Genomic DNA, 23,842 nt, shown 5'->3' on the forward strand with positions numbered 1-23,842 from the left:
TTTAATATCCGTATTTATTTTTCCAACGGTTTTTCAGAAATTCTCGTATGCTGTTTTCCCTTGAATTGTTTCCAGGAATATAAATAGGTTTTTTGCTTATGGCATCAGGTAAAAATTCTTGTTCTGCAAAATTATTAGTGTAATCATGGGCGTATTTGTACTCTTCACCATATCCTAGCTCTTTCATTAATTTTGTAGGGGCATTGCGCAGGTGAATAGGAACCGGTAAATCTCCGGTTTGTTTTACTAACTGTTGTGCTGTTCCAATTGCTAAATAGGAAGCATTACTTTTAGGGGAAGTCGCAAGGTAAACCGCACATTGGCTTAATATGATTCGGCTTTCCGGATACCCAATCGTAGACACAGCCTGAAATGTATTATTGGCCATAATAAAGGCAGTAGGATTTGCATTTCCTATATCTTCACTGCTGAGAATAAGCATTCGTCGGGCTATGAATTTTACATCCTCACCGCCTTCGATCATTCGCGCTAGCCAGTAAACAGTGCCATTAGGATCGCTGCCTCGAATCGATTTTATAAAAGCAGAAACAATGTCATAATGTTGTTCTCCAGTTTTGTCATACAAAACAGTATTTTGTTGTACCAAAGCAAAAACACGATCATTAGTGATTATTACTTCGTCTTCATTGGAAGCGTTTACAACAAGTTCAAAAATATTTAACAGTTTACGTCCATCTCCGCCGGAAAGTCGCAATAAGGCTTCGGTCTCGTTTAGTTTAATGTTTTTAGTAGATAAATAAGCGTCTGTCTTAATAGCGCGTTTCAGTAGTGACTCAAGATCTTTTTTAGTAAAGGCATTCAATACGTAGACCTGACAGCGGGAAAGTAATGCGGGAATCACTTCAAAGCTTGGATTTTCAGTTGTAGCGCCTATCAGCGTAATCCAACCTTTTTCAACAGCAGCCAATAGCGAATCCTGTTGGGATTTGCTAAAACGGTGAATCTCATCAATAAAAAGAATAGGATTTTTTGCAGTAAATAAACCACCACTTTGCTTTGCTTTTTCAATCACTTCCCTAATATCCTTAACCCCTGAATTAATCGCACTCAAAATATAAAAGGGACGTTTGGATTCTTGTGCGATTATTTGTGCTAGTGTAGTTTTTCCAGTTCCTGGCGGCCCCCATAAAATTAATGATGGGATAATTCCTTTTATTATTTGTTGCGTCAACGATCCATTGGGTCCCACGAGATGGGATTGACTGATGTAGTCTTCTAATTTTTGAGGGCGTATGCGTTCTGCAAGTGGTGCTTCCATTTTTTCTTTAAATCTAAAATCTAATTTCGTTACTGTTCAATCGAAAATATGACTTTGGTAAAATTACTATTTTTATTTGGAGCTATTTCCGGCTGTACACTATATCTTTTCTATCTCGTTAAAAAACGAGCTAGAAAAGGATGCCGCTTCCATCCGGGCTAGGGACTGATACTTTAGAAAGCCTTTTTAATTTAAATATGACAAAATAGCATTAAATTGCTTTTGGATAAGTTTTTGAATTAATATCAAAATGTAAAATCTCACCCTATTCATGGAAAAGCATTTTAAATTTACGAATTCAGTTATTGGACTGCCCCTTTTTTTTGTGGTGTTGTTGTGGTTTGTTTTTTGGCTCCAAATTCGATTTGATATTGACTTTGTCGAAAATGGGATTTACCCTAGAACTTTTTCAGGTTTACAAGGTGTTTTTTTTAGTCCATTCATTCATGCCGATATAGAACATCTTTATAACAATTCCATTCCGCTCTTGATTTTATTAACTGCTTTACAATTTTTTTATGCAGAGCAATCGATAAAAGTTATTGTATACGGTATTTTAATTTCGGGTTGTATCACTTGGAGTATTGGAAGAGAAAATTACCATGTAGGCGCAAGCGGATTAATTTATGTGTTGTTTAGTTTTGTTTTTTTTAAAGGCATACTAACGAAGTACAATAGGCTTGTCGCTTTGTCGCTAGCTGTGATAGTTGTTTATGGTGGCTTGGTTTGGTATGTTTTTCCAAGTCCTGAGAGTACTGGAAACAAATCTATTTCTTGGGAAGGACATTTGGGAGGATTGCTCGCGGGATTTTTTCTTTCTTTAGTTTATAAAACTCCTGAGTATAAGAAAGTGATTAAATACGATTGGGAACACCCTGACTTTGATGCTACAGCAGATAAATTTATGCAGCGTTTTGATGAAAACGGAAACTTTGTAAATATCCCTAAAATTGAAGAATTTGCTGACCAACAGGTATTCGTGTCTTATTATACGATCAATGTTCCTGTAAAATATGAGATTGTCTCAAACGGAAAAAATGAATCAAAACCGGAGTTTTAATTCATTTTATATTTTCACTGTCTTAGTTCTCTTCCCTTTTGGGCGGGTCGGAAGTGGACGGATTTAACTTCTTTGTCTTACGGCTTCATACAAAAAAGCACCACAAGCTACTGAAACATTCAAAGACCCTATAGTTCCAAACATAGGTAGTTTTGCTTTTTCATCTACAATTTTAAGAACCGATGGGTTTACACCACGATCTTCCGATCCCATAATAATTGCAACGGGCTCGTTTAAAGCGATGTCATATATAGTTATGTCTGTTTTTTCAGTTGCAGCGACAGTTTTAATACCGCTTGCTTGCAACAGAAAAATGGCGTCTTTTATATGTTCTACTTTACAAATCGGAATATTAAATACAGCACCAGCCGACGTTTTAACGGTATCGCCATTTACGGGCGCTGAACCTGCCTTTTGAACAATAATTCCATTTACTCCGGTACATTCTGCAGTTCTTATGATCGCGCCAAAATTGCGAGCATCAGAGATTTGATCTAATATTAAAAATAAGGGTTTCTTTCCGTTTTCAACAACAGATTCAATTAAAGATTCTAGATCAAAAAAGGATATCGGCGATATCGTTGCTACTGCACCTTGATGATTATTAGGGGTCAGTCTGTTAAGTTTTTCAACCGGTACATAGGAAAAATTAATGTTTCCACGCTTCATTACTTTCATTAAGTCTTTCATTAGTTCGCTGCTCGCTTCCTTTTGAATATAAACTTTATCTACTGTTGCGCCTGCTTGGATGGCTTCAATTATCGCCCTAATCCCAAATATTTGATGTTCTTTTTCCATGGTGCAAATGTATAAAAAAAAACCACCAGCTTTCACTGATGGTTTTAAAATAATTTTACTGAGAATTAAAATTTATCCCAGAAAAGTTTTGTAGTTTGTTTATCTCCTCCTATGGCTGCAGAAGCTGCAGTGTAGTTAGTTTTATTTAAATTTTGTTCGCTAATAGGATATGTATATCTTGTAGGAACTGGCAATTCAGATACAACTGGTATGTTGAAACCTGGAATGTCATAAGTTCTCCAAGCAGTCCATGCCTCAAAGCCTCTATTGTACATAGCCAACCAAAGTTGATTACCTATTTTTACTCTCCATGATCCTGGTGCAGTTGCATAAGCTACATTAGGGTTAAGTAAGTAATTTGTAATGCCTGATGCACCCCATTGTTCAAATGAAGCTGCTATACCTTTGTTGTAAAATCCTGCTGCTATAGCTGGAGTTCCTGAAATAGAACGTTCAGCGGCATCTGCTAAATAAAAGCTTACTTCTGAGTAATCTAATAAAGAGGCTGGATTAGTTGGATTTGCTACTATGTCACCAATTTGTGTATAAGATGAAAAACTATTATTTGCACCGTAAGGTCCACCTTCATAAACTCCTACTCCTAAATTTTGTTTAAAATAAACTTCTCTTCTCGGATCATTAAGATTATTCATGAAATCTACTAATGTATTAGCTACAACGAAATCAGATCTTCCAGATTGAACTAGATCAACCCACACCGGATTTGTATTTGGAGAAGAACTTTCATAACGTAAAGATGCATTATCCGCATTTGAAGTAAACACACCTCCGCTAATAGCGGTTGTGATTGCTGCCTGAGCAACTGTTGACAAGGCAGGAACATCAGCAATACGAATACCCATTCTTAGCTTTAACGAATTACTAAATTTTTTCCAAGAAGCAAGGTTTCCAGAATAAATTGGATCCAAAGCGGCAAATCCACTATTAGTTAAATTTGGAATTGCAACATTTAATCGTGTAAGTAAGTCTGCATAAATAGTAGCTGCATCATCATATTTAGGTAAAATAAATGTACCAGGATCTAATGATTGAGAATAAGGTATGTCTCCGAAAGTCTCTACCAAGTTAGCCCAAGCATAAATACTCAATATTTCAATTTGAGCTTTTCTTGAATCCTTAGTTTGTTGAGAAAAAGTAGGGCTTATTGGAGTTGCTTCAGTATTATTTTTTGCTGTATTTAAATCTAAAATAACATCTCTGTACATTTCAGACCAGTGAGCATTAGTAATATTACGTGTATTGAAGTCGTAATTGGCCTCATCTACATACGTTGTTTCAGTCCAGTGTTGTCCTAACATCCTAAAGATATTAGTGTTCACATTTGTACTAGTCATTTGATCCACTAAGCTCTTAGTCGCATTATTGAATAAAAATGATGCATCAACCTGAGTCGGATTCTTTGGGTCTCTATTTAAGTCTTCATATGCATCATCAGATTGGCACGATACTAGAGCTAAAATAGATAACGCTGTTATTATTATCTTTTTCATAATTTAATTTTTTAAAACTGTAATTTAAGACTTACTCCAATTTCTCTAATAGAAGGATAAGCACCAGATTGGTAACCCTGAACGTTTCCAGAACTTAACCCAGCTTCAGGATCAGCATATGGAGTATTTTTGTCAATAATCCATAAGTTTCTACCAATGATTGAGAATGAAGCGTTAGTAAAAGGTAATCTATCTAATGTTTTACCACTGAAAATATACGTTAAACTAGCTTCACGCAATTTGATATAACCAGCATCGTAAACGTGTAATTTATTAGGAGCTCTTGCGTAACCCCATGGGTTTGCATAAGTATCAGCATTCGCTCTTACTGTGTTAGGTGTGCCATCAGGAGCAACACCAGGTAATATTACACCACCAGAGTTTGCACCGTAATTCCCAGGCGTTCCTACCACTGCATCTCTTACTGGATTGCCTAATTCGTTTGTGCCAGCAGAGAAATCATACATTCCTGTAGCATAACCGTACCATGTGTCAAGAGAGAAAACATCTCCACCTTTTTGCATGTCAATTAAGAAACTCAAATTTACATTTTTGTAAGTAAAACTGTTGTTAAGACCAGCCTTCCAGTCAGCATTGATATCACCAATCACACTATTACTTGTGCTAGTTCTTTGGTATGAACCTATTCTTGTTGCTGACCCAGTTTGGTTAACGATAGGTTGTCCATTTGCAGCATAAATAAAGTCGCTACCTCTAATAGTTCCATAAGGTTGACCTGGTGTAGCATTGATAGATATACCACCCTGTAAGCTTGCTATTTGTAGGTTTTCAATTCCGTTTAATAATTCAACAACTAAACTTTTATTTTGAGACCAGTTCAGATTTAAATCCCATTTAAAATCAGCAGTTTTAAAAGGTGTAGCATTCAATTGAACTTCAATACCTTTGTTTTCGATGGTTCCCGCGTTCAATAGCGCTTGAGAGTATCCAGTTGAAGTAGATAATGGAATAGGTGTTATTTGGTTAATATTTTGGTTGTTGTAGTAGGATATGTCAAAACCAACGCGTTTTTTTAAAAATGACATTTCTAGACCAAGTTCATAACTATTTTGTCTTTCAGGTAATAAATTCAGGTTAGCTTGTGCTCCTGGATTTGATGCAATACCCGTTCCGTTGAATGGAGTTCCAATACCAAATGTATTAAATACATTGTAAGGATTGGTATCACTACCAACTTCTGCATAGTTGGCACGAACTTTACCAAATGATAACCATGGCGCATTAATCAACTCAGAGAAAATTAAACTTCCTGAAACTGAATAATAATTAAATCTGTTATTCTTTTTAGGTAATGTAGAAGAGCGGTCAGATCTAAATGAACCTTCTAAGTAAGCAAATCCATCGTACCCTAAACTTGCTCTAATGTATTCCCCATCAACTAAGCTACTTGAAGCATATTCAATAGGAGCATTAATAGGATTCACACTATTTGAAAGAGAATATAAACCTCTTAGGTTTAAACCTCCGTTGGTTTCAGCAGATATACTGTTGATAGTATTGTTTCTTAAGTTGAAACCGATGTTTCCTTCTAAATTTAATTTTTCAGTTAAATCTTTATTGAAGTTTAGCATTGCATCATAATTATATTCAGAAACATTTCTATTTCGTCTAGTATATTTAGATACATCAGCACTTCCTACATTGATTCTTTCTTCTTGGATTTCTCCGAAAGTGTCAAATGAGAATCTTCCCATTACGCTCAACCAGTCATTTATTTTGTGATCTAAAGCAACGTTACCAAAGTATCTTGATCTAGTATCATTTTGATAATTCTCGTAAAAAGTCCAATATGGATTGTCAGAATAGATAGGTCTTAGATTTGTAGCACTGTTTGGATTCCAAGAAATATTATCTCCTGTTGCAAAGTAAGCATCTTTTTGTTCTCCGAAATCAACGTTCATTTGATTCCATTGTCTAAATTGTTGCATAACGTTCCCAGAAGAGTATCCAGTACCATTTCTTCCTTTACCATCTGCTTTTACAAAATTTAGACTTGTAGATACTGTTAATTTATCCGAAAGGTCTTGAGATCCTGAAAAAGTGATTGTATTTCTTCTTAAGTTACTGTTTGGTAAGTTTCCTTCTGAAAGCAAGTTAGTAAAACCTAATCTGAAAGTACTGCTATCAGTACCTCCGTCTAATGAAACTGAGTTCACAGCTGTACTGCTTGTTCCCCAAACGGAATTTGGATTATTTTTTCCAGCTACCCATGGTGTTGCTTTTTGGTATGTATCTGTCAATTGTGGATACAGGGAATTCCATTGATAAATCAACAAACTTGGATCAAATGCAGCTCCATAAGAAGCGTCTTCAGTGAAAGGTGTTGTTAAATCAGGTATGCCATCACCGTTTATATCAGCTTCATTAAAATATGCGTCTTCGTTTGGTCCATAAAAAGGACCATAACCAGCACCATATTTATTTTGATATCTAGGTAATGTCTCTTTATCAGCATTTCCCATAGTCATACTAGAAGAAACAGTAACGCCAAGACCCTTGCGTTTTTTTCCTTTTTTAGTAACAATCATCACAACACCTTTAGAAGCACGAGAACCGTAAAGTGCTGTTGCAGCTGCTCCTTTAAGAACGTTGATAGACTCAATGTCATCTGGGTTGATATCTGATGCTGCGTTTCCGTAGTCATAACCACCTCCTCCAGCTTGCTGGCTACCAAGATTTGAGTTACCGTTATCTATAGGAACTCCGTCAACAACAAATAATGCTTGGTTATTACCCGTAATAGAACTGTTACCTCTTACTACTACTTGAGTTGAACCACCAAAATTTCCTGATGTTTTGATGTTTAAACCAGCCACTTTTCCGGAAAGTGAATTCACAAAATTTTGGCTTTTTACATTAGAAACCTCTTCTCCACTAACTTGTTGTGTTGCGTATCCAAGTGCTTTCTTCTCTCTTTTAATACCTAAAGCTGTTACTACAACACCTTCTAGTTCCATTGCATCATCTTTCAATTTTACATTTAAGTTAGATGAAGCAGCTAATATTTCTTGGGTTTTCATCCCAATGTAGCTAAATACCAAGACTTGACTTGGTGTTGTCCTGATGGAAAATTTCCCATCAAAATCCGTTTGAGTTCCAGTTTGAGTTCCTTTCACTAACACACTCACGCCTGGTAAAGGCAATCCTGCATTATCAGAAACAATACCGGAAACAGTTCTTTCTTGCGCAAAAGTTATTTGCGCCACAAGTGCTACTAAGAGCACTAAGAATCCATTAAACTTTAGTTTCATTTTTTAATATTTTGAATTAGTCTCGCAAACCTCTTAATAATTTGTTAACTTTCCTAATATATGAAATGCTAATTTTATCTTAAACTAAAATTTAACATTATAACTAATATGGATGATGGTGTTATAAATTTCAAATTGTTGCTTTTTAGTTTTGCCATTGGCTAGTGCTAGTTTAAGTAATCCGTTTTTTGTTTGTATTCCCATTCCTAACCCAATTCCAATAAGGTTTTCCGTAATATCTGAATTTCCTGGATCAGAATTATTTTTAATTAAGCCATAATCCAGAATGGAATGTAAGTAAAGATTTGGAGACAGAATGTAGCGGTATTCTGTTAGTAATGATGTTATTAAGTAGGCTTGTAAGCTATTTTCTGCAAAGCCTCGTATGCTATTTAAACCTCCAAAACGAAACAATTCATTAACAACGTATCGGCTACTGTTAAGGTAGAAATTTTGACTATTTAGATGAATTGAATTCTTTCTGTTCAAATAGATGTTATGCATTGCTTGAAAAGTAAGCGTCAATTGGTTGTTTTTCGTATTCTGAGTTGGATTGGAGATTTCTCTTTTCCCGATTCCTATTGCGGTTTGGAATTTTGATTTTATGGGAAATAGAAGGTTGTTTGTGTCTGGTTTTAAATATTCAAAACTCGAAGTTAAAAATGAATTATTAAAATCACTGATTGAAGTGCTATTTAAATTTTGAATATCGCTTGACTCTGTAGTATAATATCCCAAGTACACGCGAGAATTATAGTTTATGAAATAGCTTAAATCAATTGCAGTTTTTGTGTTTTGAAAGGTAGTATCCTGTCTAAAAACCTGTAATTGTGCTTTAAGACCTATTGGTGTTTGGAGTAGATAAGGTAGTTCAAGGCTTGCGTTAAAAGTTTTTTGATCGTTTCCGTCGCTTTTCCAATAGATAGCAACTTGCTCGCCAGAGCCCAAGATGTTTTCGAGTTTAATGTCAAGATATCCTGCAAGTGCGATCTTTTCTTTTTCATTATTTGAAAAACCTAAGAAGCCATTAAATGTATTTGAATTTCTTTTTTCAAGGTACACATAAACTTTAGTACTGTCTTTTGTAAATAAAATTTCCGGGTATTTTACTTGATTTACAAAATTATATTTTTCGAAATCACTATTAATTTGTTCAACTACTTTTTGATTGAAAATTATTTTTTGGTATTTTTTATTAATTTGTTTCAAGTGACCCTTCGGAAATTTATTTACACGTCCGTTTTCGGCATACTGAATTGTAATTGAATTTAAAACCCTTTTTTGTTCTGTTTCCACTTGTAGGGTCGCTGAAAGAATACTTTTGTCTCTTTTAATGTTTATTAGTTTTAATTTTGCTAATGAAAATCCATTTTGCTCTAATTTTTGGACGGTTTGCTCTAGGAAGGAATCTATTGCTACATAAGGTACTTCAATAATGTTATTTTTTTTGTTTAGTGTGATTAAATTATTTACTTGTTTGTCATCACCTATATATAGGTAGATGGATTTTATTTTTTTTCCTAAAGCGATTTTTGCGATATAGAAGGAATCTTTTACTTTCGTAAATTCAAGCATGTTATTATCGATGTAACCTACTTGGATTAATTTTGCTGAAAATCTATTTATTTCATCTTGAAGTGCTTTTGTGTTTTGGTGTTTAGAGTTGTATCCCAAAGAATCGATAGTTTTGGTTTCGAAGTCGGATTGTCCAATTATTTGTAGCTGATAATTTTGAGCGGAAGTATGCCACCCAAAGAAGAATAAGACAAGAATAGTGACGAAAGGTTTCAAATGTTTATTTGTTTTAATAAATATAATGCAAATATCTATGGTTTGTAATAAAAATCAAAGTGTAAAACAACGGGATTGAATTTGTTGCTTAATTAGTAGTGAATTCTAAACCGTTTTTCACTTCGGAATTCTTTATTCCTTTAGAGAACAAATTATTAGTTCATAAAAAAATTAATAGATTAACGTTTGTAGAGTAAAAAATATTTTCTACATTTGCAACCCCGTAAAAAGCGGGAATTTAATATAATAAGAAATTTTTAGTATTAATTATGCCAACAATTCAACAATTAGTAAGAACAGGAAGAACTCAGATAACTAAGAAGAGTAAATCGGTTGCTTTAGATTCTTGTCCTCAAAGAAGAGGGGTTTGTACGCGTGTTTACACTACAACACCAAAAAAACCAAACTCTGCAATGCGTAAAGTAGCGCGTGTACGTTTGACAAATGGTAATGAAGTAAATGCCTACATCCCTGGTGAAGGACACAATTTACAAGAGCACTCGATAGTATTAGTTAGGGGTGGAAGGGTAAAAGATTTACCAGGAGTTAGATATCACATCGTTCGTGGTGCACTTGATACGTCAGGAGTAGCAGGAAGAACGCAAAGAAGATCTAAGTACGGAGCTAAACGCCCAAAAGAAGCAAAAAAGTAATTTAAAAAGTTATTTCTTGTAGGAATGTGATTCGTCACGTTTGTATGGGTATGACATTTTATTAAAAAAAAGACATGAGAAAAAGAGCGGCAAAGAAGAGACCACTTTTACCAGATCCAAGGTTTAATGACCAACTGGTAACACGTTTTGTGAACAACTTAATGTGGGATGGAAAAAAATCGACAGCGTTTAAAGTATTTTATGATGCAATTGACATCATTGAGTCTAAAAAACAAGATGCAGAGAAACCATCATTAGAAATTTGGAAAGATGCGTTAACCAATGTTATGCCTCACGTAGAAGTACGTAGTCGTAGAGTAGGTGGAGCTACATTTCAAATTCCAATGCAAATTCGTCCAGATAGAAAAATTTCTATGGCGATGAAGTGGTTAATTCTTTATTCTAGAAGAAGAAACGAAAAATCTATGGCTCAAAGGTTAGCTTCAGAATGTTTAGCTGCGGCTAAAGAAGAAGGAGCTGCTGTAAAGAAAAGAATGGATACTCACAAAATGGCAGAAGCTAATAAAGCATTCTCTCACTTTAGATTTTAATTCTTAAGAAATGGCTAGAGAACTTAAATATACAAGAAACATAGGAATTGCTGCTCACATTGATGCTGGTAAAACAACAACAACTGAGCGCATATTGTTCTATACGGGAAAATCACATAAAATTGGTGAAGTGCACGATGGTGCTGCAACAATGGACTGGATGGCGCAAGAGCAAGAAAGAGGTATTACAATTACTTCTGCCGCTACAACTTGCGAATGGAATTTTCCTACTACTCAAGGTAAGGTTTTACCTGAAACATTACCTTACCACTTTAATATTATCGATACCCCAGGACACGTTGACTTTACAGTTGAAGTAAACCGTTCATTGCGTGTGCTTGATGGTTTGGTTTTCTTATTTAGTGCTGTTGATGGTGTTGAGCCACAATCAGAAACTAACTGGAGATTAGCAGATCAATACAGAGTACCACGTATTGGTTTCGTTAATAAAATGGATAGACAAGGTTCTAACTTTTTGATGGTATGTCAACAAGTAAGAGATATGTTAAAATCAAATGCAGTAGCGATCACTTTGCCGATTGGTGAAGAAAATGATTTCAAAGGTGTTGTGGATTTAGTAAGAAACCAAGCTATTGTTTGGGATGAAGAAGGTTTAGGAGCTACTTACGAGATTGTGCCTATTCCAGAAGATATGCTTGACGAAGTGAAAGAATACAGATCGATTCTTATTGAAGCAGTTGCTGATTATGATGAAAATTTGTTAGAGAAATTCATGGAAGATGAAGACTCTATTACAGAGGAAGAAATCAATATCGCATTAAGAGCTGCTACTATGGACATGGCTATCATTCCTATGATTGCTGGTTCTTCTTTCAAAAACAAAGGAGTTCAATTCATGTTAGATGCAGTATGTAAATATTTGCCATCTCCAATGGATAAAGAAGGTATTGAAGGGATTCATCCTGATGATGCTGAATTATTAGAAGAAGATCAAACTAAAATTTTGCGTAAGCCAGATGTTAAAGAGCCATTCGCTGCGTTAGCATTTAAAATTGCTACTGACCCCTTCGTAGGTCGTTTAGCTTTCTTCCGTGCTTATTCAGGACGTTTAGATGCAGGTTCATATGTTTTGAATACACGTTCAGGAAATAAAGAAAGAATCTCTCGTATATACCAAATGCACGCTAACAAGCAAAACCCAATCGATTATATCGAAGCAGGTGATATTGGAGCGGCAGTAGGATTTAAGGATATCAAAACTGGAGATACATTGTGTGATGAAAAACACCCAATTATTCTTGAGTCTATGAAATTCCCTGCTCCGGTAATTGGTATTGCAATTGAGCCTAAAACTAAGGCTGACGTAGATAAAATGGGAATGGCTTTAGCTAAATTAGCTGAAGAAGATCCAACATTTACGGTTAGAACAGACGAAGCTTCGGGTCAAACTATTATCTCTGGTATGGGTGAACTTCACTTAGATATCCTTGTTGATAGAATGAAACGTGAATTTAAAGTTGAAGTTAATCAAGGTGAGCCTCAAGTTGAATACAAAGAAGCATTTACAAAATCTGCTCAACATAGAGAAACGTACAAGAAACAATCAGGTGGTCGTGGTAAATTCGGTGATATCGTATTTAGAATCGAACCAGCAGATTTAGTTGACGGTAAAGCTCCGGTGGGATTGCAGTTTATTAATGCAGTAAAAGGTGGTAACGTTCCTAAAGAATATATTCCATCTGTTGAAAAAGGTTTCAGAGAAGCTATGAAAACGGGTCCATTAGCTGGATACCAAGTAGATAGTTTGAAAGTGACTTTATTAGACGGATCTTTTCACCCTGTCGATTCAGACGCACTTTCTTTTGAGTTAGCTGCTAGAATGGGTTACAGAGAGTCAGGTCGTGCTGCAGGTGCTGTTATTTTGGAGCCTATCATGAAAATGGAAGTTATTACGCCAGAAGAAAACATGGGAGATATCGTAGGTGATATCAACCGTCGTAGAGGTCAGGTGAATGACATGGGTGACAGAAATGGTGCTAAAACCATCAAGGCTGATGTGCCATTATCAGAAATGTTTGGTTATGTAACTACTTTAAGAACTTTATCTTCAGGTCGTGCAACATCAACAATGGAATTTTCACATTACGCTGAAACTCCTTCGAATATTTCGGAAGCAGTTATCAAAAAAGCAAAAGGAAACGCTTAATCTTTAAGAAAATGAGTCAAAAAATCAGAATAAAACTAAAATCTTACGATCACATGTTAGTAGATAAATCTGCTGAAAAGATTGTAAAAACTGTAAAAAGTACAGGTGCAGTAGTAACAGGACCAATTCCATTACCAACTCACAAAAAACTTTTCACTGTACTACGTTCTCCACACGTCAACAAAAAAGCGAGAGAGCAATTTGAAGTAATGTCATATAAGAGATTAATTGACATTTATTCATCTTCATCAAAAACTATTGATGCTTTAATGAAACTTGAATTGCCAAGTGGAGTTGAAGTTGAAATCAAAGTTTAAGTAGTTTAAGAGTAAAAAGAAGCGCTGTTTTTAAGCGAAAAATATTTTTTTGGTTTGTGTGTAAATAAGTTATACATTTGCACCCACTAAAAAAATAGGATTCGGTTAAAAGCTGCGTTCTATATTTATATTTAATAATTAATAATTAATATTTATGTCTGGGTTAATTGGTAGAAAAATCGGCATGACTAGCATTTTTGACGAGAACGGGAAGAATATTCCTTGTACAGTAATCGAGGCTGGACCATGCGTTGTTACCCAAGTCAGAACCAAAGGTGTTGACGGGTACGAAGCGTTGCAACTTGGTTTCGATGACAAAAACGAGAAACATTCCACAAAAGCGGCTTTAGGTCACTTTAAAAAAGCGGGAACTGTAGCTAAGAAAAAAGTCGTTGAATTTCAAGATTTTGCAACTGAACAAAAATTAGGAGATCTTATTGATGTTTCTATTTTTGCTGAAGGAGAATTTGTAGATGTACAAGGTGTATCTAAAGGTAAAGGTTTTCAAGGGGTTGTTAAACGTCACGGTTTTGGTGGTGTTGGACAAGCAACTCACGGTCAACACAACCGTTTAAGAGCGCCAGGTTCTGTAGGAGCTTCTTCTTATCCATCTAGAGTATTCAAAGGAATGCGTATGGCTGGAAGAATGGGAGGAGATAATGTAAAAGTTCAAAACCTTAGAGTTTTAAAAGTAGTGGCTGAAAAGAACCTACTAGTTATTAAAGGATGTATTCCTGGATGTAACAACTCTTATGTAATCATTCAGAAGTAATGGAAGCAAAAGTATTAGATTTCAACGGAAAAGATACTGGAAGAAAAGTTCAACTTTCTGATTCAGTATTTGGTATAGAACCAAACAATCACGCAGTATACCTTGATGTTAAGCAGTATCTTGCTAATCAAAGACAAGGAACGCACAAGGCTAAAGAAAGAGCTGAAGTAGCGGGAAGTACGCGTAAGATTAAAAAACAAAAAGGAACAGGTACTGCTCGTGCAGGATCTGCTAAAAATCCATTGTTTAAAGGTGGTGGAACAGTTTTTGGACCAAGACCAAGAAGTTATTCATTCAAATTGAATAAAAGCTTGAAACGTTTGGCAAGAAAATCTGCTTTCTCAATTAAAGCAAAAGAGTCGAACATAATCGTTCTTGAAGACTTTAATTTTGAAACACCAAACACTAAAAATTTCATTAACGTTTTGAAAGCTTTAGAGTTAGAAAATAAAAAATCTCTATTTGTATTGGGTGATACCAATAAAAATGTATATTTGTCCTCACGCAATTTAAAAGGATCTAGCGTTGTAAGTAGCTTAGAATTAAGCACTTATGCTATTCTAAATGCTAATAATTTAGTTCTTTTAGAGAGTTCTTTAGAGATAATTGAAGAAAATTTAAGTAAATAATAGGATATGAGCATCATAATTAAGCCTATAGTAACGGAAAAAGTAACCAAAGAAAGTGAAGTTTTAAACCGCTTCGGATTCGTTGTTGACAAAAAAGCAAATAAAGTTCAAATTAAGAAAGCTATTGAAGCTGCTTACGGAGTAACTATTTTGAGTGTTAACACGATGAACGTAAGACCGGATAGAACTACTAAATACACTAAAAGTGGTTTAATCAGTGGAAAGACTAATGCAATTAAAAAAGCAATTGTTCAAGTACAACAAGGAGAAACAATTGATTTTTACAACAATATCTAAGATAGAAAAATGTCAGTAAGAAAATTAAAACCTATTACCCCAGGTCAGCGATTTAGAGTTGTGAATGGTTATGACGCCATTACAACTGATAAGCCGGAACGCTCTTTGATAGCGCCGATAAAAAACTCTGGAGGTAGAAATAGTCAAGGAAAGATGACCATGCGTTATACGGGTGGTGGTCACAAGCAGAGATATCGTATCATTGATTTTAAACGTACAAAAGAAGGAATTCCGGCTACAGTGAAATCAATTGAATATGATCCAAATCGTACTGCATTTATCGCTTTGTTGGCTTATGCTGATGGAGAGAAAACGTATGTTATTGCTCAAAACGGATTGAAAGTTGGTCAGAAATTAGTTTCTGGTCCAGAATCTCAACCTGAAATTGGTAATACTTTACCTTTAAGTAGAGTTCCGCTAGGAACTGTAATTTCTTGTATCGAATTGAGACCAGGGCAAGGAGCGGTAATCGCTCGTTCTGCTGGAACATTTGCTCAATTAATGGCAAGAGATGGAAAATATGCGACAATTAAGATGCCATCTGGTGAAACAAGATTAATCTTGTTGACTTGTTCGGCTACAATTGGAGCTGTATCTAATTCAGATCATCAATTAGTGGTATCAGGAAAAGCTGGTAGAACGAGATGGTTAGGAAGAAGACCTAGAACAAGACCTGTTGCAATGAACCCTGTCGATCACCCAATGGGTGGTGGTGAAGGACGTTCTTCTGGTGGACATCCACGTTCAAGAAATGGAATACCAGCAAAAGGTTATAGAACTCGTTCTAAGAAAAACCCGAGTAACAAGTATATCGTAGAACGTAGAAAGAAATAATAAGATATGGCACGTTCATTAAAAAAAGGACCTTTTGTTCATTATAAATTAGACAAGAAAGTTCAAGAAAACATCGCAGGTGGAAACAAAGGAGTAGTAAAGACATGGTCTAGAGCTTCTATGATTACTCCAGACTTTGTTGGTCAAACTATCGCAGTTCATAACGGTCGTCAATTTGTACCGGTTTATGTAACTGAAAACATGGTAGGTCACAAATTAGGAGAATTTTCACCAACTAGATCTTTTAGAGGTCATGCTGGAGCAAAAAATAAAGGTAAAAAATAAGAAGCAATGGGAGTTCGTAAAAGAGAAACAGCAGATGCGAGAAAAGAGGCTAATAAGTCTATTGCTTTCGCAAAATTGAATAACTGCCCTACTTCACCTAGAAAAATGCGCTTAGTAGCGGACTTGGTAAGAGGTCAGAAGGTAGAGAGAGCACTTAACATCTTAAGATTTAGTTCTAAAGAAGCTTCAAGAAAATTAGAGAAATTGGTTTTATCTGTAATTGCCAACTGGCAAGCAAAAAATCCTGACGCTAATATGGAAGAAGCAGGTTTATTTGTAAAAACGATTACAGTTGATGGTGGAATGATGTTGAAAAGACTTCGTCCAGCTCCACAAGGTCGTGCTCACAGAATTAGAAAACGTTCTAATCACGTTACAATCGTGCTTGGATCTATTAATAACACACAAGCAATTTAATACAAGATGGGACAAAAGACAAATCCAATTGGAAATAGACTTGGTATCATCAGAGGATGGGACTCAAACTGGTATGGTGGAAATGATTATGGTGATAAACTTGCCGAAGATTATAAAATCAGAAAGTATATCCATGCTCGTTTATCAAAAGCTAGTGTATCAAAAGTAATCATTGAGAGAACTTTAAAACTTGTAACCGTTACTATCACTACTGCTAGACCTGGTATCATTATCGGAAAAGGTGGCCAAGAGGTAGACAAGTTGAAAGAGGAACTTAAAAAAATTACTGACAAAGAGGTTCAAATCAACATCTTTGAAATAAAAAGACCTGAGCTTGACGCGTATCTAGTTGCTACAAGCATCTGTCGTCAAATCGAAAGCCGTATTTCTTACAGACGTGCAATCAAAATGGCTATTGCTGCCTCTATGCGTATGAACGCAGAGGGTATCAAAGTTTTGATTTCTGGTCGTTTGAATGGTGCTGAGATGGCTCGTTCAGAGGGTTTCAAAGAGGGTAGAATTCCTCTATCAACTTTCAGAGCTGATATTGATTATGCTTTGGCAGAGGCTCATACTACTTATGGTAGAATGGGAATCAAAGTATGGATCATGAAAGGTGAAGTTTATGGAAAGAGAGATCTTTCTCCACTTGCTGGAATGGACAAAAAACAATCTGGTGCTGGTGGTAAAGGTGGTGATTCTCCAAGAGGAGACAGAAAGCCTTTTAATAAAGGTGGAAAACCAGACGCTCGTAAACGAAAGTAAATTTTTAAACTAAAGAAAAATGTTACAGCCTAAAAGAACAAAATACCGTAAGGTACAAAAGGGTAAAATGAAAGGAAACTCTCAAAGGGGGCATGAACTTTCTAATGGAATGTTTGGTATTAAATCTGTACATGAAGATGGAATGTTCTTAACCTCACGTCAAATCGAGGCTGCGCGTATTGCTGCAACTCGTTTTATGAAAAGAGAAGGACAATTATGGATCAAAATATTTCCAGACAAACCAATTACTAAGAAGCCTCTTGAGGTACGTATGGGTAAAGGTAAAGGAGCCGTTGAATATTGGGCTGCTGTCGTTAAACCCGGAAGAATTATGTTTGAAGTTGGAGGAGTACCTTTGTCAGTTGCAAAAGAGGCGTTACGTCTTGCGGCTCAAAAGCTTCCAGTAAAAACTAAATTCGTCGTTGCTAGAGATTTCGAAGCATAATCTATATTATATTATGAAACAATCAGAAATAAAAGATCTTTCTGCAGCTGAGTTGCAAGAAAAGCTTAGCCAGACTAAGAAAACATATGCTGATCTAAAAATGGCTCACGCTATTTCACCAATTGAGAATCCGCTTCAAATTAGAAGTATGAGACGAGTTGTTGCGAGATTGGCTACCGAACTTACTAAAAGACAATAACTGTAGTCTGCTGAAAGATGGAAGAAAAAAGAAATTTAAGAAAAGAAAGAGTTGGTGTTGTTACTTCGGACAAAATGGATAAATCCATCGTTGTTGCTGAAGTGCGTAAAGTAAAACACCCATTATACGGTAAGTTCGTGTTGAAAACTAAAAAGTATCACGCACACGACGAAATGAACGACTGTAACATTGGAGATACCGTAAGGATTAGCGAAACGCGTCCTTTAAGTAAAACTAAATGTTGGAGGTTAGTTGAAATCTTAGAAAGAGCTAAATAATTATGGTACAACAAGAATCAAGACTAAAAGTAGCAGATAACACTGGAGCAAAGGAAGTTTTAACTATCCGTGTTTTAGGAGGTACCAAAAGAAGGTATGCCTCTGTTGGTGACAAGATTGTAGTTTCTATTAAAGATACAGCCCCTAACGGAAGCGTTAAAAAAGGAGCTGTTTCAACTGCAGTTGTTGTACGTACCAAAAAAGAAGTGAGGAGAGCCGATGGTTCTTATATCCGTTTCGATGACAATGCATGTGTTCTTTTGAATGCTGCAGGTGAAATGAGAGGAACTCGTGTTTTTGGGCCCGTAGCAAGAGAACTTCGTGAAAAACAATTCATGAAAATTGTATCATTAGCACCAGAAGTGCTTTAATTCGTTTTAAGATGATAAAGCTAAAAATAAAATCAGGTGACATCGTAAGAGTAATTGCTGGAGACCATAAAGGTGCTGAAGGTAAAGTGTTGCGCGTGTACAAAGAGAAAAATAAAGCGATTGTTGAAGGTGTTAACATGGTTTCAAAACATACGAAACCTAGTGCAAAAAGCCCTCAAGGTGGTATCGTAAAGAAAGAAGCTTCTATACAAATATCTAACATCTCTTTAATTGATCCTAAAACTAAGGAAGCAACTAGAGTTGGTATTAGAGTAGAGGGAGATAAGAAAGTAAGATTTTCAAAAAAATCTAATCAAGTACTATAGTAATGGAGTATATACCTAGACTAAAAGAAGAATATAAGAGCAGAGTAATTGCTGCTCTTAAAGAAGAATTCGGATACGTAAACGTAATGCAGGTTCCTAAATTGGAAAAAATCGTTTTAAGTAAAGGAGTTGGTGCAGCTGTATCTGATAAAAAATTAATTGACTATGCAGTTGATGAGTTAACAAAGATCACTGGACAGAAAGCAATATCTACTATCTCAAAGAAAGACGTTGCGTCTTTTAAATTGAGAAAAGGGATGCCTATTGGAGCAAAAGTTACTTTACGTGGAGAAAGAATGTATGAGTTTTTAGATAGACTTATTACTTCAGCTTTGCCACGTGTAAGAGATTTTAGTGGTATTAAAGCTACTGGTTTTGACGGAAGAGGAAATTACAACCTTGGTGTTTTAGAGCAAATCATTTTCCCAGAAATTGATATTGACAAAGTAAATAAAATATCAGGAATGGACATCTCTTTTGTAACTACTGCAAAAACAGATAAAGAAGCAAAGTCTCTATTGACAGAATTAGGATTACCTTTTAAAAAGAATTAAGACATGGCTAAAGAATCAATGAAAGCCCGCGAGGTTAAGAGAGAAAAAACAGTAGCTAAGTATGCTGAGAAAAGAAAAGCTTTGTTAGAAGCTGGAGATTTCGTAGGTTTGCAAAAGTTACCAAAAAATGCTTCGCCAGTTCGTTTGCACAATCGTTGTAAATTAACAGGTAGACCAAGAGGGTATATGCGTCAATTCGGTCTTTCACGTGTTACATTTCGTGAAATGGCAAATAACGGATTGATACCCGGTGTTAAAAAAGCATCTTGGTAAGACGTAATTTATTACGTTCTGATACAGACTTAACTTGCGTTTTGTCTGTATCATAAATATTTATAAATTGGTTTAAGGTTCGGCAAATCGTTTGTTGAAAACCAAAACCGCAAATTAATACATATGTATACAGATCCTATTGCAGATTATTTGACAAGAGTTCGTAACGCTGTGGCTGCAAACCACAAAGTTGTTGAAATTCCTGCATCTAATCTAAAAAAAGAAATAACCAAGATCTTGTTTGATCAAGGTTATATCTTGAGTTACAAATTTGAAGACAACGCTGTTCAGGGTTCAATCAAAATCGCTTTAAAGTATGATAAGGATACTAAGGAGTCAGTAATTAAAGATATCCAAAGAATTAGTAAACCAGGTTTACGTAAATATTCAAGTTCTTCAAGTATTCCTAGAATCCTTAATGGATTAGGAATTGCTATTGTTTCTACTTCTAAAGGTTTAATGACTGGAAAGAAAGCGAAGCAATTGAATGTTGGTGGCGAAGTAATTTGTTACGTATACTAATTTTAAAGACTATATAAGATGTCAAGAATAGGTAAAAGTCCAGTAACAATTCCTGCAGGAGTAACTGTTTCAGTTGCTAACGGTATTATTACGGTAAAAGGAAAAAATGGTCAACTAACTCAGGAGTTTTCGGACGTAACTGTAACAGTTGAAGGGGATCTAGTTCAAGTAGATAGATCTTCTGATCACAAAGACCAAAGAGCAAAACACGGTTTGTACCGATCTTTAATCAATAACATGATTATCGGTGTAACAGATGGTTTTACTAAGTCATTAGAATTGGTAGGAGTTGGTTATAGAGCTTCAAATCAAGGACAGAAATTAGATTTAGCACTTGGTTACTCTCACAATATAGTTTTAGAAATTGCTCCTGAAGTGACTTTAGAAACTATATCTGAAAAAGGTAAAAACCCAATTGTTAAATTAACATCATTTGACAAACAACTTTTAGGTCAGGTAGCTGCGAAAATCAGAGGTTTTCGTAAGCCTGAGCCGTACAAAGGAAAAGGTGTTAAATTTGTGGGTGAAGTATTAAGAAGAAAAGCAGGTAAATCAGCTTAAAAAATAAGATTATGTCATTAACAAAACCTGAAAGAAGACAACGAATTAGATTCAGAATTAGAAAGTCAATTAGTGGTACAGCTACTAATCCAAGACTATCTGTATTTAGAAGTAACAAAGAAATTTACGCTCAACTTATTGATGACGTAAACGGAGTTACTTTGTTGGCGGCTTCTTCAAGAGAAAAAGAAATAGGTAACGGTACGAATATTGAAGTTGCTACAGCAGTTGGGAAATTAGTTGCTGAGAAAGCTTTGAAAGCTGGGATAAGCGTAATAACTTTCGATAGAGGAGGTTATTTGTATCACGGTCGTATTAAATCATTAGCAGAAGGCGCAAGAGCGGCTGGACTTAAATTCTAATATAGTATGTCTAATAGTAAATACAAGAATGTAGAGTTAGTAAAACCAAGTGGTCTTGAATTAAAAGATCGTTTGGTAAGTGTAAATCGTGTTACTAAGGTTACAAAGGGTGGTAGAGCTTTTGGTTTTTCTGCTATTGTAGTTGTAGGTGATGAAAACGGAGTAGTTGGACACGGATTAGGAAAGTCTAAAGATGTTTCTGAAGCAATTGCGAAAGCAGTAGAAGATGCTAAGAAAAATTTAGTTAAAATTCCTTTGAATGGTCAGTCTGTTCCTCACGAACAAAAAGGTAAATTTGGTGGTGCACGTGTGTTTTTAATTCCTGCCTCTCATGGTACAGGAGTTATTGCTGGTGGAGCTGTTCGTTCAGTTCTTGAATCAGTAGGAATTCATGATGTATTATCTAAATCACAAGGGTCTTCGAATCCTCACAACGTAGTTAAAGCAACTTTTGATGCTTTATTACAAATGAGAAGCGCTTATACTGTTGCAAAACAAAGAGGCGTTTCTTTAGAAAAAGTTTTTAAAGGTTAATTCTAGGAAATTATGGCTAAATTATTAGTAAAACAAGTTAGAAGTAAAATCAACTGTCCTCTTACTCAAAAGAGAGGATTGGAAGCTTTAGGTCTACGTAAAATGGGTCAAGTTGTAGAGCATGATTCAAACCCTACAATCCTTGGGATGATAAATAAAGTTAAACACTTAGTTTCTGTCGAAGAAGCTAAATAACAAATACTGTTATGAATTTAAGTAACTTACAACCTGCTGAAGGTTCTACACACAATCAAAATAAAAGATTAGGTAGAGGAGAAGGTTCTGGAAAAGGTGGTACTTCTGCAAGAGGTCACAAAGGAGCAAAATCTCGTTCTGGTTATTCTAAGAAGATTGGTTTTGAAGGTGGGCAAATGCCACTTCAAAGACGTGTACCAAAGTTTGGTTTTACAAACATCAATCGTAAAGATTACGAAGGTGTAAATCTTGATACACTTCAACTATTAGTTGATAATGGTGTTATTAAAGATACTGTTGATATGACAGTTTATGTTGCTAATCGTTTAGCTACTAAAAATGAAATCGTTAAGATTTTAGGTAGAGGTGAATTGACAGCAAAATTAAAAGTAACCGCTCACAAATTTACTGCTACTGCTAAAGCTGCTATTGAAGCTGCTGGAGGAGAAGCTGTAACAATGTAATTTTTCTATTAATATGAAGAAATTTATTGAATCAATAAGTAATGTTTGGAAAATAGAAGAACTGAAAAATAGAATTCTAATCACCTTAGGACTACTTTTAGTTTATCGTTTCGGGGCTCAAGTTACCCTGCCAGGCATTGATGCTACACAGTTAGGTAATTTAGCTGGGCAAACCAAAGAAGGAATTGGTTCAATTCTAGACATGTTTACCGGAGGTGCATTTTCTCAAGCTTCAGTTTTTGCTTTAGGAATTATGCCTTACATTTCTGCTTCCATTGTTGTTCAGTTGATGGGAATTGCGATTCCTTATCTTCAAAAACTTCAAAGTGATGGAGAAAGTGGTAGAAAGAAAATTAATCAAATTACTCGTTGGTTGACAATTGGAATTACTTTAGTTCAAGGTCCAACTTATATCTATAATTTATATAGAACATTACCTAGTAATGCATTTTTATTGGGATTCAATTCATTTGAATTCTTGTTTTCATCAGTAGTTATTTTAGTTACAGGTACAATTTTTGCCATGTGGTTAGGAGAAAAGATTACGGATAAAGGAATTGGAAATGGTATATCTTTGTTGATTATGGTTGGGATATTGGCTAGATTGCCACAAGCATTCATCCAAGAGTTTACAACTAGGGTTACCAATAATAATGGTGGTCCAATGTTGCTGGTTATTGAAATTATCATCTGGTTACTGGTTATTATTTGTTGTGTACTGTTAGTAATGGCTGTTAGGAGAATTCCAGTGCAATATGCTCGTCGTACAACTTCAGGTGATTTCGAACAAGATATGTTGAATGGAAATAGACAATGGATTCCTTTAAAGCTAAATGCTTCAGGGGTTATGCCAATTATATTTGCACAAGCGATCATGTTTATTCCAGCAGCATTAGCTGGTTTGTCTAAATCAGATGCATCACAATCAATCGTTGGTGCTTTTAGTAATATGTTTGGGTTTTGGTATAATTTAGTATTTGCAACTTTAATCATTGTATTTACATTTTTTTACACCGCGATCACAGTTCCTACTAATAAGATGTCTGATGATTTAAAGCGAAGCGGAGGTTTTATTCCTGGTATTAGGCCTGGAGTGGAAACATCTGATTATCTTGATAAAGTGATGTCTTTAATAACGTTCCCGGGATCTTTATTTCTGGCTTTAATTGCTGTGTTCCCTGCAATAATTGTTAGTGTTATGGATGTTCAACAGTCTTGGGCAATGTTTTTTGGAGGTACTTCATTAATAATTATGGTTGGTGTTGCCATAGATACAATGCAGCAAATCAATTCATATTTGTTGAATAGACATTATGATGGTTTAATGAAAAGTGGTAAAAATAGAAAGGCAGTAGCTTAA

At 35.4% G+C, this 23,842-nt stretch carries 31 protein-coding genes; 26 read left to right on the plus strand and 5 right to left on the minus strand.

The features are described from left to right. Position 1 precedes the first annotated feature (1 nt). Positions 2-1,279 (minus strand): replication-associated recombination protein A, encoded by a 1,278-nt coding sequence (locus tag BLS90_RS10715; protein ID WP_091257637.1) that lies wholly within the window; start codon positions 1,277-1,279, stop codon positions 2-4. Between the two features lie 271 nt (positions 1,280-1,550). Between BLS90_RS10715 and BLS90_RS10720 the strand changes: the two genes are divergently transcribed. Continuing rightward, a complete protein-coding gene (locus tag BLS90_RS10720) occupies positions 1,551-2,339 on the plus strand; it encodes a rhomboid family intramembrane serine protease (RefSeq protein WP_091257638.1) in 789 nt (262 codons plus the stop codon). A 63-nt stretch (positions 2,340-2,402) separates the two neighbouring features. Here the strand turns inward: BLS90_RS10720 and rlmB are convergent, their stop codons facing one another. From rlmB to BLS90_RS10740, 4 genes are all read right to left on the minus strand, one after another. Then, positions 2,403-3,137 (minus strand): 23S rRNA (guanosine(2251)-2'-O)-methyltransferase RlmB, encoded by a 735-nt coding sequence (rlmB, locus tag BLS90_RS10725; protein WP_091257639.1) that lies wholly within the window; start codon positions 3,135-3,137, stop codon positions 2,403-2,405. A 65-nt stretch (positions 3,138-3,202) separates the two neighbouring features. Continuing rightward, complete coding sequence (locus BLS90_RS10730) at positions 3,203-4,648, minus strand: SusD/RagB family nutrient-binding outer membrane lipoprotein (protein ID WP_091257640.1); 1,446 nt, start codon at positions 4,646-4,648, stop codon at positions 3,203-3,205. 11 nt (positions 4,649-4,659) lie between these two features. Next, positions 4,660-7,920, minus strand: coding sequence for a SusC/RagA family TonB-linked outer membrane protein (locus BLS90_RS10735; protein ID WP_091257641.1), 3,261 nt, complete (start codon positions 7,918-7,920; stop codon positions 4,660-4,662). Between the two features lie 84 nt (positions 7,921-8,004). Next, the gene (locus BLS90_RS10740; RefSeq protein ID WP_091257642.1) at positions 8,005-9,711 is read right to left on the minus strand and encodes a BamA/TamA family outer membrane protein; all 1,707 of its coding nucleotides are present in this window, start codon (positions 9,709-9,711) and stop codon (positions 8,005-8,007) included. Positions 9,712-9,980: 269 nt separating this feature from the next. Between BLS90_RS10740 and rpsL the strand changes: the two genes are divergently transcribed. The 25 genes from rpsL to secY all read left to right on the plus strand — a co-directional run bounded on the left by rpsL (position 9,981) and on the right by secY (position 23,842). Further along, positions 9,981-10,364, plus strand: coding sequence for a 30S ribosomal protein S12 (gene rpsL / locus BLS90_RS10745; protein ID WP_007136570.1), 384 nt, complete (start codon positions 9,981-9,983; stop codon positions 10,362-10,364). Positions 10,365-10,438: 74 nt separating this feature from the next. After that, complete coding sequence (gene rpsG / locus BLS90_RS10750; protein ID WP_035668130.1) at positions 10,439-10,915, plus strand: 30S ribosomal protein S7; 477 nt, start codon at positions 10,439-10,441, stop codon at positions 10,913-10,915. Positions 10,916-10,925: 10 nt separating this feature from the next. After that, entirely contained in the window at positions 10,926-13,082 is a 2,157-nt protein-coding gene (gene fusA / locus BLS90_RS10755; RefSeq protein ID WP_091257643.1) for an elongation factor G, read from the plus strand. A gap of 11 nt (positions 13,083-13,093) precedes the next feature. Further along, a complete protein-coding gene (rpsJ, locus tag BLS90_RS10760) occupies positions 13,094-13,399 on the plus strand; it encodes a 30S ribosomal protein S10 (protein ID WP_011963470.1) in 306 nt (101 codons plus the stop codon). A 154-nt stretch (positions 13,400-13,553) separates the two neighbouring features. Then, a complete protein-coding gene (gene rplC, locus BLS90_RS10765) occupies positions 13,554-14,171 on the plus strand; it encodes a 50S ribosomal protein L3 (RefSeq protein ID WP_073351440.1) in 618 nt (205 codons plus the stop codon). Continuing rightward, a complete protein-coding gene (gene rplD, locus BLS90_RS10770) occupies positions 14,171-14,800 on the plus strand; it encodes a 50S ribosomal protein L4 (protein WP_035668126.1) in 630 nt (209 codons plus the stop codon). Before rplC ends, rplD begins: the two co-directional genes overlap by 1 nt. Before the next feature lie 6 nt (positions 14,801-14,806). Further along, a complete protein-coding gene (gene rplW, locus BLS90_RS10775; protein ID WP_091257644.1) occupies positions 14,807-15,097 on the plus strand; it encodes a 50S ribosomal protein L23 in 291 nt (96 codons plus the stop codon). A 9-nt stretch (positions 15,098-15,106) separates the two neighbouring features. After that, complete coding sequence (rplB, locus tag BLS90_RS10780; protein ID WP_035668122.1) at positions 15,107-15,931, plus strand: 50S ribosomal protein L2; 825 nt, start codon at positions 15,107-15,109, stop codon at positions 15,929-15,931. A gap of 6 nt (positions 15,932-15,937) precedes the next feature. Next, complete coding sequence (gene rpsS / locus BLS90_RS10785) at positions 15,938-16,216, plus strand: 30S ribosomal protein S19 (RefSeq protein ID WP_007136562.1); 279 nt, start codon at positions 15,938-15,940, stop codon at positions 16,214-16,216. A gap of 6 nt (positions 16,217-16,222) precedes the next feature. Continuing rightward, complete coding sequence (rplV, locus tag BLS90_RS10790) at positions 16,223-16,633, plus strand: 50S ribosomal protein L22 (protein WP_007136561.1); 411 nt, start codon at positions 16,223-16,225, stop codon at positions 16,631-16,633. 6 nt (positions 16,634-16,639) lie between these two features. Continuing rightward, positions 16,640-17,398: a 30S ribosomal protein S3 gene (gene rpsC / locus BLS90_RS10795; RefSeq protein WP_066081035.1), complete on the plus strand. Its 759-nt coding sequence runs from the start codon at positions 16,640-16,642 to the stop codon at positions 17,396-17,398. A 19-nt stretch (positions 17,399-17,417) separates the two neighbouring features. Next, on the plus strand, positions 17,418-17,843 hold the full coding sequence (rplP, locus tag BLS90_RS10800; protein ID WP_007803637.1) for a 50S ribosomal protein L16: 426 nt from the start codon (positions 17,418-17,420) through the stop codon (positions 17,841-17,843). A 13-nt stretch (positions 17,844-17,856) separates the two neighbouring features. Further along, complete coding sequence (gene rpmC, locus BLS90_RS10805; protein WP_091257645.1) at positions 17,857-18,042, plus strand: 50S ribosomal protein L29; 186 nt, start codon at positions 17,857-17,859, stop codon at positions 18,040-18,042. Between the two features lie 17 nt (positions 18,043-18,059). Further along, on the plus strand, positions 18,060-18,320 hold the full coding sequence (gene rpsQ / locus BLS90_RS10810) for a 30S ribosomal protein S17 (RefSeq protein WP_066081027.1): 261 nt from the start codon (positions 18,060-18,062) through the stop codon (positions 18,318-18,320). Between the two features lie 2 nt (positions 18,321-18,322). Beyond that, entirely contained in the window at positions 18,323-18,691 is a 369-nt protein-coding gene (rplN, locus tag BLS90_RS10815; RefSeq protein ID WP_026717863.1) for a 50S ribosomal protein L14, read from the plus strand. Between the two features lie 11 nt (positions 18,692-18,702). Then, on the plus strand, positions 18,703-19,017 hold the full coding sequence (gene rplX / locus BLS90_RS10820) for a 50S ribosomal protein L24 (RefSeq protein WP_066081024.1): 315 nt from the start codon (positions 18,703-18,705) through the stop codon (positions 19,015-19,017). 2 nt (positions 19,018-19,019) lie between these two features. Beyond that, the gene (gene rplE / locus BLS90_RS10825) at positions 19,020-19,571 is read left to right on the plus strand and encodes a 50S ribosomal protein L5 (RefSeq protein ID WP_073351438.1); all 552 of its coding nucleotides are present in this window, start codon (positions 19,020-19,022) and stop codon (positions 19,569-19,571) included. A gap of 3 nt (positions 19,572-19,574) precedes the next feature. Next, positions 19,575-19,844: a 30S ribosomal protein S14 gene (gene rpsN / locus BLS90_RS10830; RefSeq protein WP_007136553.1), complete on the plus strand. Its 270-nt coding sequence runs from the start codon at positions 19,575-19,577 to the stop codon at positions 19,842-19,844. A gap of 123 nt (positions 19,845-19,967) precedes the next feature. Further along, positions 19,968-20,366, plus strand: coding sequence for a 30S ribosomal protein S8 (gene rpsH, locus BLS90_RS10835; RefSeq protein ID WP_026707006.1), 399 nt, complete (start codon positions 19,968-19,970; stop codon positions 20,364-20,366). Positions 20,367-20,384: 18 nt separating this feature from the next. Further along, on the plus strand, positions 20,385-20,927 hold the full coding sequence (rplF, locus tag BLS90_RS10840) for a 50S ribosomal protein L6 (protein WP_091173708.1): 543 nt from the start codon (positions 20,385-20,387) through the stop codon (positions 20,925-20,927). Between the two features lie 11 nt (positions 20,928-20,938). Continuing rightward, entirely contained in the window at positions 20,939-21,289 is a 351-nt protein-coding gene (gene rplR, locus BLS90_RS10845) for a 50S ribosomal protein L18 (protein WP_066081012.1), read from the plus strand. Positions 21,290-21,295: 6 nt separating this feature from the next. Beyond that, positions 21,296-21,823 (plus strand): 30S ribosomal protein S5, encoded by a 528-nt coding sequence (rpsE, locus tag BLS90_RS10850; protein ID WP_035668102.1) that lies wholly within the window; start codon positions 21,296-21,298, stop codon positions 21,821-21,823. A gap of 12 nt (positions 21,824-21,835) precedes the next feature. Next, on the plus strand, positions 21,836-22,018 hold the full coding sequence (gene rpmD / locus BLS90_RS10855) for a 50S ribosomal protein L30 (protein ID WP_027310825.1): 183 nt from the start codon (positions 21,836-21,838) through the stop codon (positions 22,016-22,018). 11 nt (positions 22,019-22,029) lie between these two features. Continuing rightward, entirely contained in the window at positions 22,030-22,482 is a 453-nt protein-coding gene (gene rplO, locus BLS90_RS10860) for a 50S ribosomal protein L15 (RefSeq protein WP_066081007.1), read from the plus strand. A gap of 13 nt (positions 22,483-22,495) precedes the next feature. Further along, a complete protein-coding gene (secY, locus tag BLS90_RS10865; protein ID WP_091257646.1) occupies positions 22,496-23,842 on the plus strand; it encodes a preprotein translocase subunit SecY in 1,347 nt (448 codons plus the stop codon).

The sequence above is a fragment of the Flavobacterium omnivorum genome, from assembly GCF_900099915.1.
Taxonomy (GTDB): domain Bacteria; phylum Bacteroidota; class Bacteroidia; order Flavobacteriales; family Flavobacteriaceae; genus Flavobacterium; species Flavobacterium omnivorum.

Excerpts from the sequence above, each read along its gene's own strand:
- BLS90_RS10715 (WP_091257637.1), bottom strand. The coding sequence starts at position 1,279 with ATGGAAGCACCACTTGCAGAACGCATACGCCCTCAAAAATTAGAAGAC.
- BLS90_RS10720 (WP_091257638.1), top strand. The coding sequence starts at position 1,551 with ATGGAAAAGCATTTTAAATTTACGAATTCAGTTATTGGACTGCCCCTT.
- rlmB (WP_091257639.1), bottom strand. The coding sequence starts at position 3,137 with ATGGAAAAAGAACATCAAATATTTGGGATTAGGGCGATAATTGAAGCC.
- BLS90_RS10730 (WP_091257640.1), bottom strand. The coding sequence starts at position 4,648 with ATGAAAAAGATAATAATAACAGCGTTATCTATTTTAGCTCTAGTATCG.
- BLS90_RS10735 (WP_091257641.1), bottom strand. The coding sequence starts at position 7,920 with ATGAAACTAAAGTTTAATGGATTCTTAGTGCTCTTAGTAGCACTTGTG.
- rpsL (WP_007136570.1), top strand. The coding sequence starts at position 9,981 with ATGCCAACAATTCAACAATTAGTAAGAACAGGAAGAACTCAGATAACT.
- rpsG (WP_035668130.1), top strand. The coding sequence starts at position 10,439 with ATGAGAAAAAGAGCGGCAAAGAAGAGACCACTTTTACCAGATCCAAGG.
- fusA (WP_091257643.1), top strand. The coding sequence starts at position 10,926 with ATGGCTAGAGAACTTAAATATACAAGAAACATAGGAATTGCTGCTCAC.
- rpsJ (WP_011963470.1), top strand. The coding sequence starts at position 13,094 with ATGAGTCAAAAAATCAGAATAAAACTAAAATCTTACGATCACATGTTA.
- rplC (WP_073351440.1), top strand. The coding sequence starts at position 13,554 with ATGTCTGGGTTAATTGGTAGAAAAATCGGCATGACTAGCATTTTTGAC.
- rplD (WP_035668126.1), top strand. The coding sequence starts at position 14,171 with ATGGAAGCAAAAGTATTAGATTTCAACGGAAAAGATACTGGAAGAAAA.
- rplW (WP_091257644.1), top strand. The coding sequence starts at position 14,807 with ATGAGCATCATAATTAAGCCTATAGTAACGGAAAAAGTAACCAAAGAA.
- rplB (WP_035668122.1), top strand. The coding sequence starts at position 15,107 with ATGTCAGTAAGAAAATTAAAACCTATTACCCCAGGTCAGCGATTTAGA.
- rpsS (WP_007136562.1), top strand. The coding sequence starts at position 15,938 with ATGGCACGTTCATTAAAAAAAGGACCTTTTGTTCATTATAAATTAGAC.
- rplV (WP_007136561.1), top strand. The coding sequence starts at position 16,223 with ATGGGAGTTCGTAAAAGAGAAACAGCAGATGCGAGAAAAGAGGCTAAT.
- rpsC (WP_066081035.1), top strand. The coding sequence starts at position 16,640 with ATGGGACAAAAGACAAATCCAATTGGAAATAGACTTGGTATCATCAGA.
- rplP (WP_007803637.1), top strand. The coding sequence starts at position 17,418 with ATGTTACAGCCTAAAAGAACAAAATACCGTAAGGTACAAAAGGGTAAA.
- rpmC (WP_091257645.1), top strand. The coding sequence starts at position 17,857 with ATGAAACAATCAGAAATAAAAGATCTTTCTGCAGCTGAGTTGCAAGAA.
- rpsQ (WP_066081027.1), top strand. The coding sequence starts at position 18,060 with ATGGAAGAAAAAAGAAATTTAAGAAAAGAAAGAGTTGGTGTTGTTACT.
- rplN (WP_026717863.1), top strand. The coding sequence starts at position 18,323 with ATGGTACAACAAGAATCAAGACTAAAAGTAGCAGATAACACTGGAGCA.
- rplX (WP_066081024.1), top strand. The coding sequence starts at position 18,703 with ATGATAAAGCTAAAAATAAAATCAGGTGACATCGTAAGAGTAATTGCT.
- rplE (WP_073351438.1), top strand. The coding sequence starts at position 19,020 with ATGGAGTATATACCTAGACTAAAAGAAGAATATAAGAGCAGAGTAATT.
- rpsN (WP_007136553.1), top strand. The coding sequence starts at position 19,575 with ATGGCTAAAGAATCAATGAAAGCCCGCGAGGTTAAGAGAGAAAAAACA.
- rpsH (WP_026707006.1), top strand. The coding sequence starts at position 19,968 with ATGTATACAGATCCTATTGCAGATTATTTGACAAGAGTTCGTAACGCT.
- rplF (WP_091173708.1), top strand. The coding sequence starts at position 20,385 with ATGTCAAGAATAGGTAAAAGTCCAGTAACAATTCCTGCAGGAGTAACT.
- rplR (WP_066081012.1), top strand. The coding sequence starts at position 20,939 with ATGTCATTAACAAAACCTGAAAGAAGACAACGAATTAGATTCAGAATT.
- rpsE (WP_035668102.1), top strand. The coding sequence starts at position 21,296 with ATGTCTAATAGTAAATACAAGAATGTAGAGTTAGTAAAACCAAGTGGT.
- rpmD (WP_027310825.1), top strand. The coding sequence starts at position 21,836 with ATGGCTAAATTATTAGTAAAACAAGTTAGAAGTAAAATCAACTGTCCT.
- rplO (WP_066081007.1), top strand. The coding sequence starts at position 22,030 with ATGAATTTAAGTAACTTACAACCTGCTGAAGGTTCTACACACAATCAA.
- secY (WP_091257646.1), top strand. The coding sequence starts at position 22,496 with ATGAAGAAATTTATTGAATCAATAAGTAATGTTTGGAAAATAGAAGAA.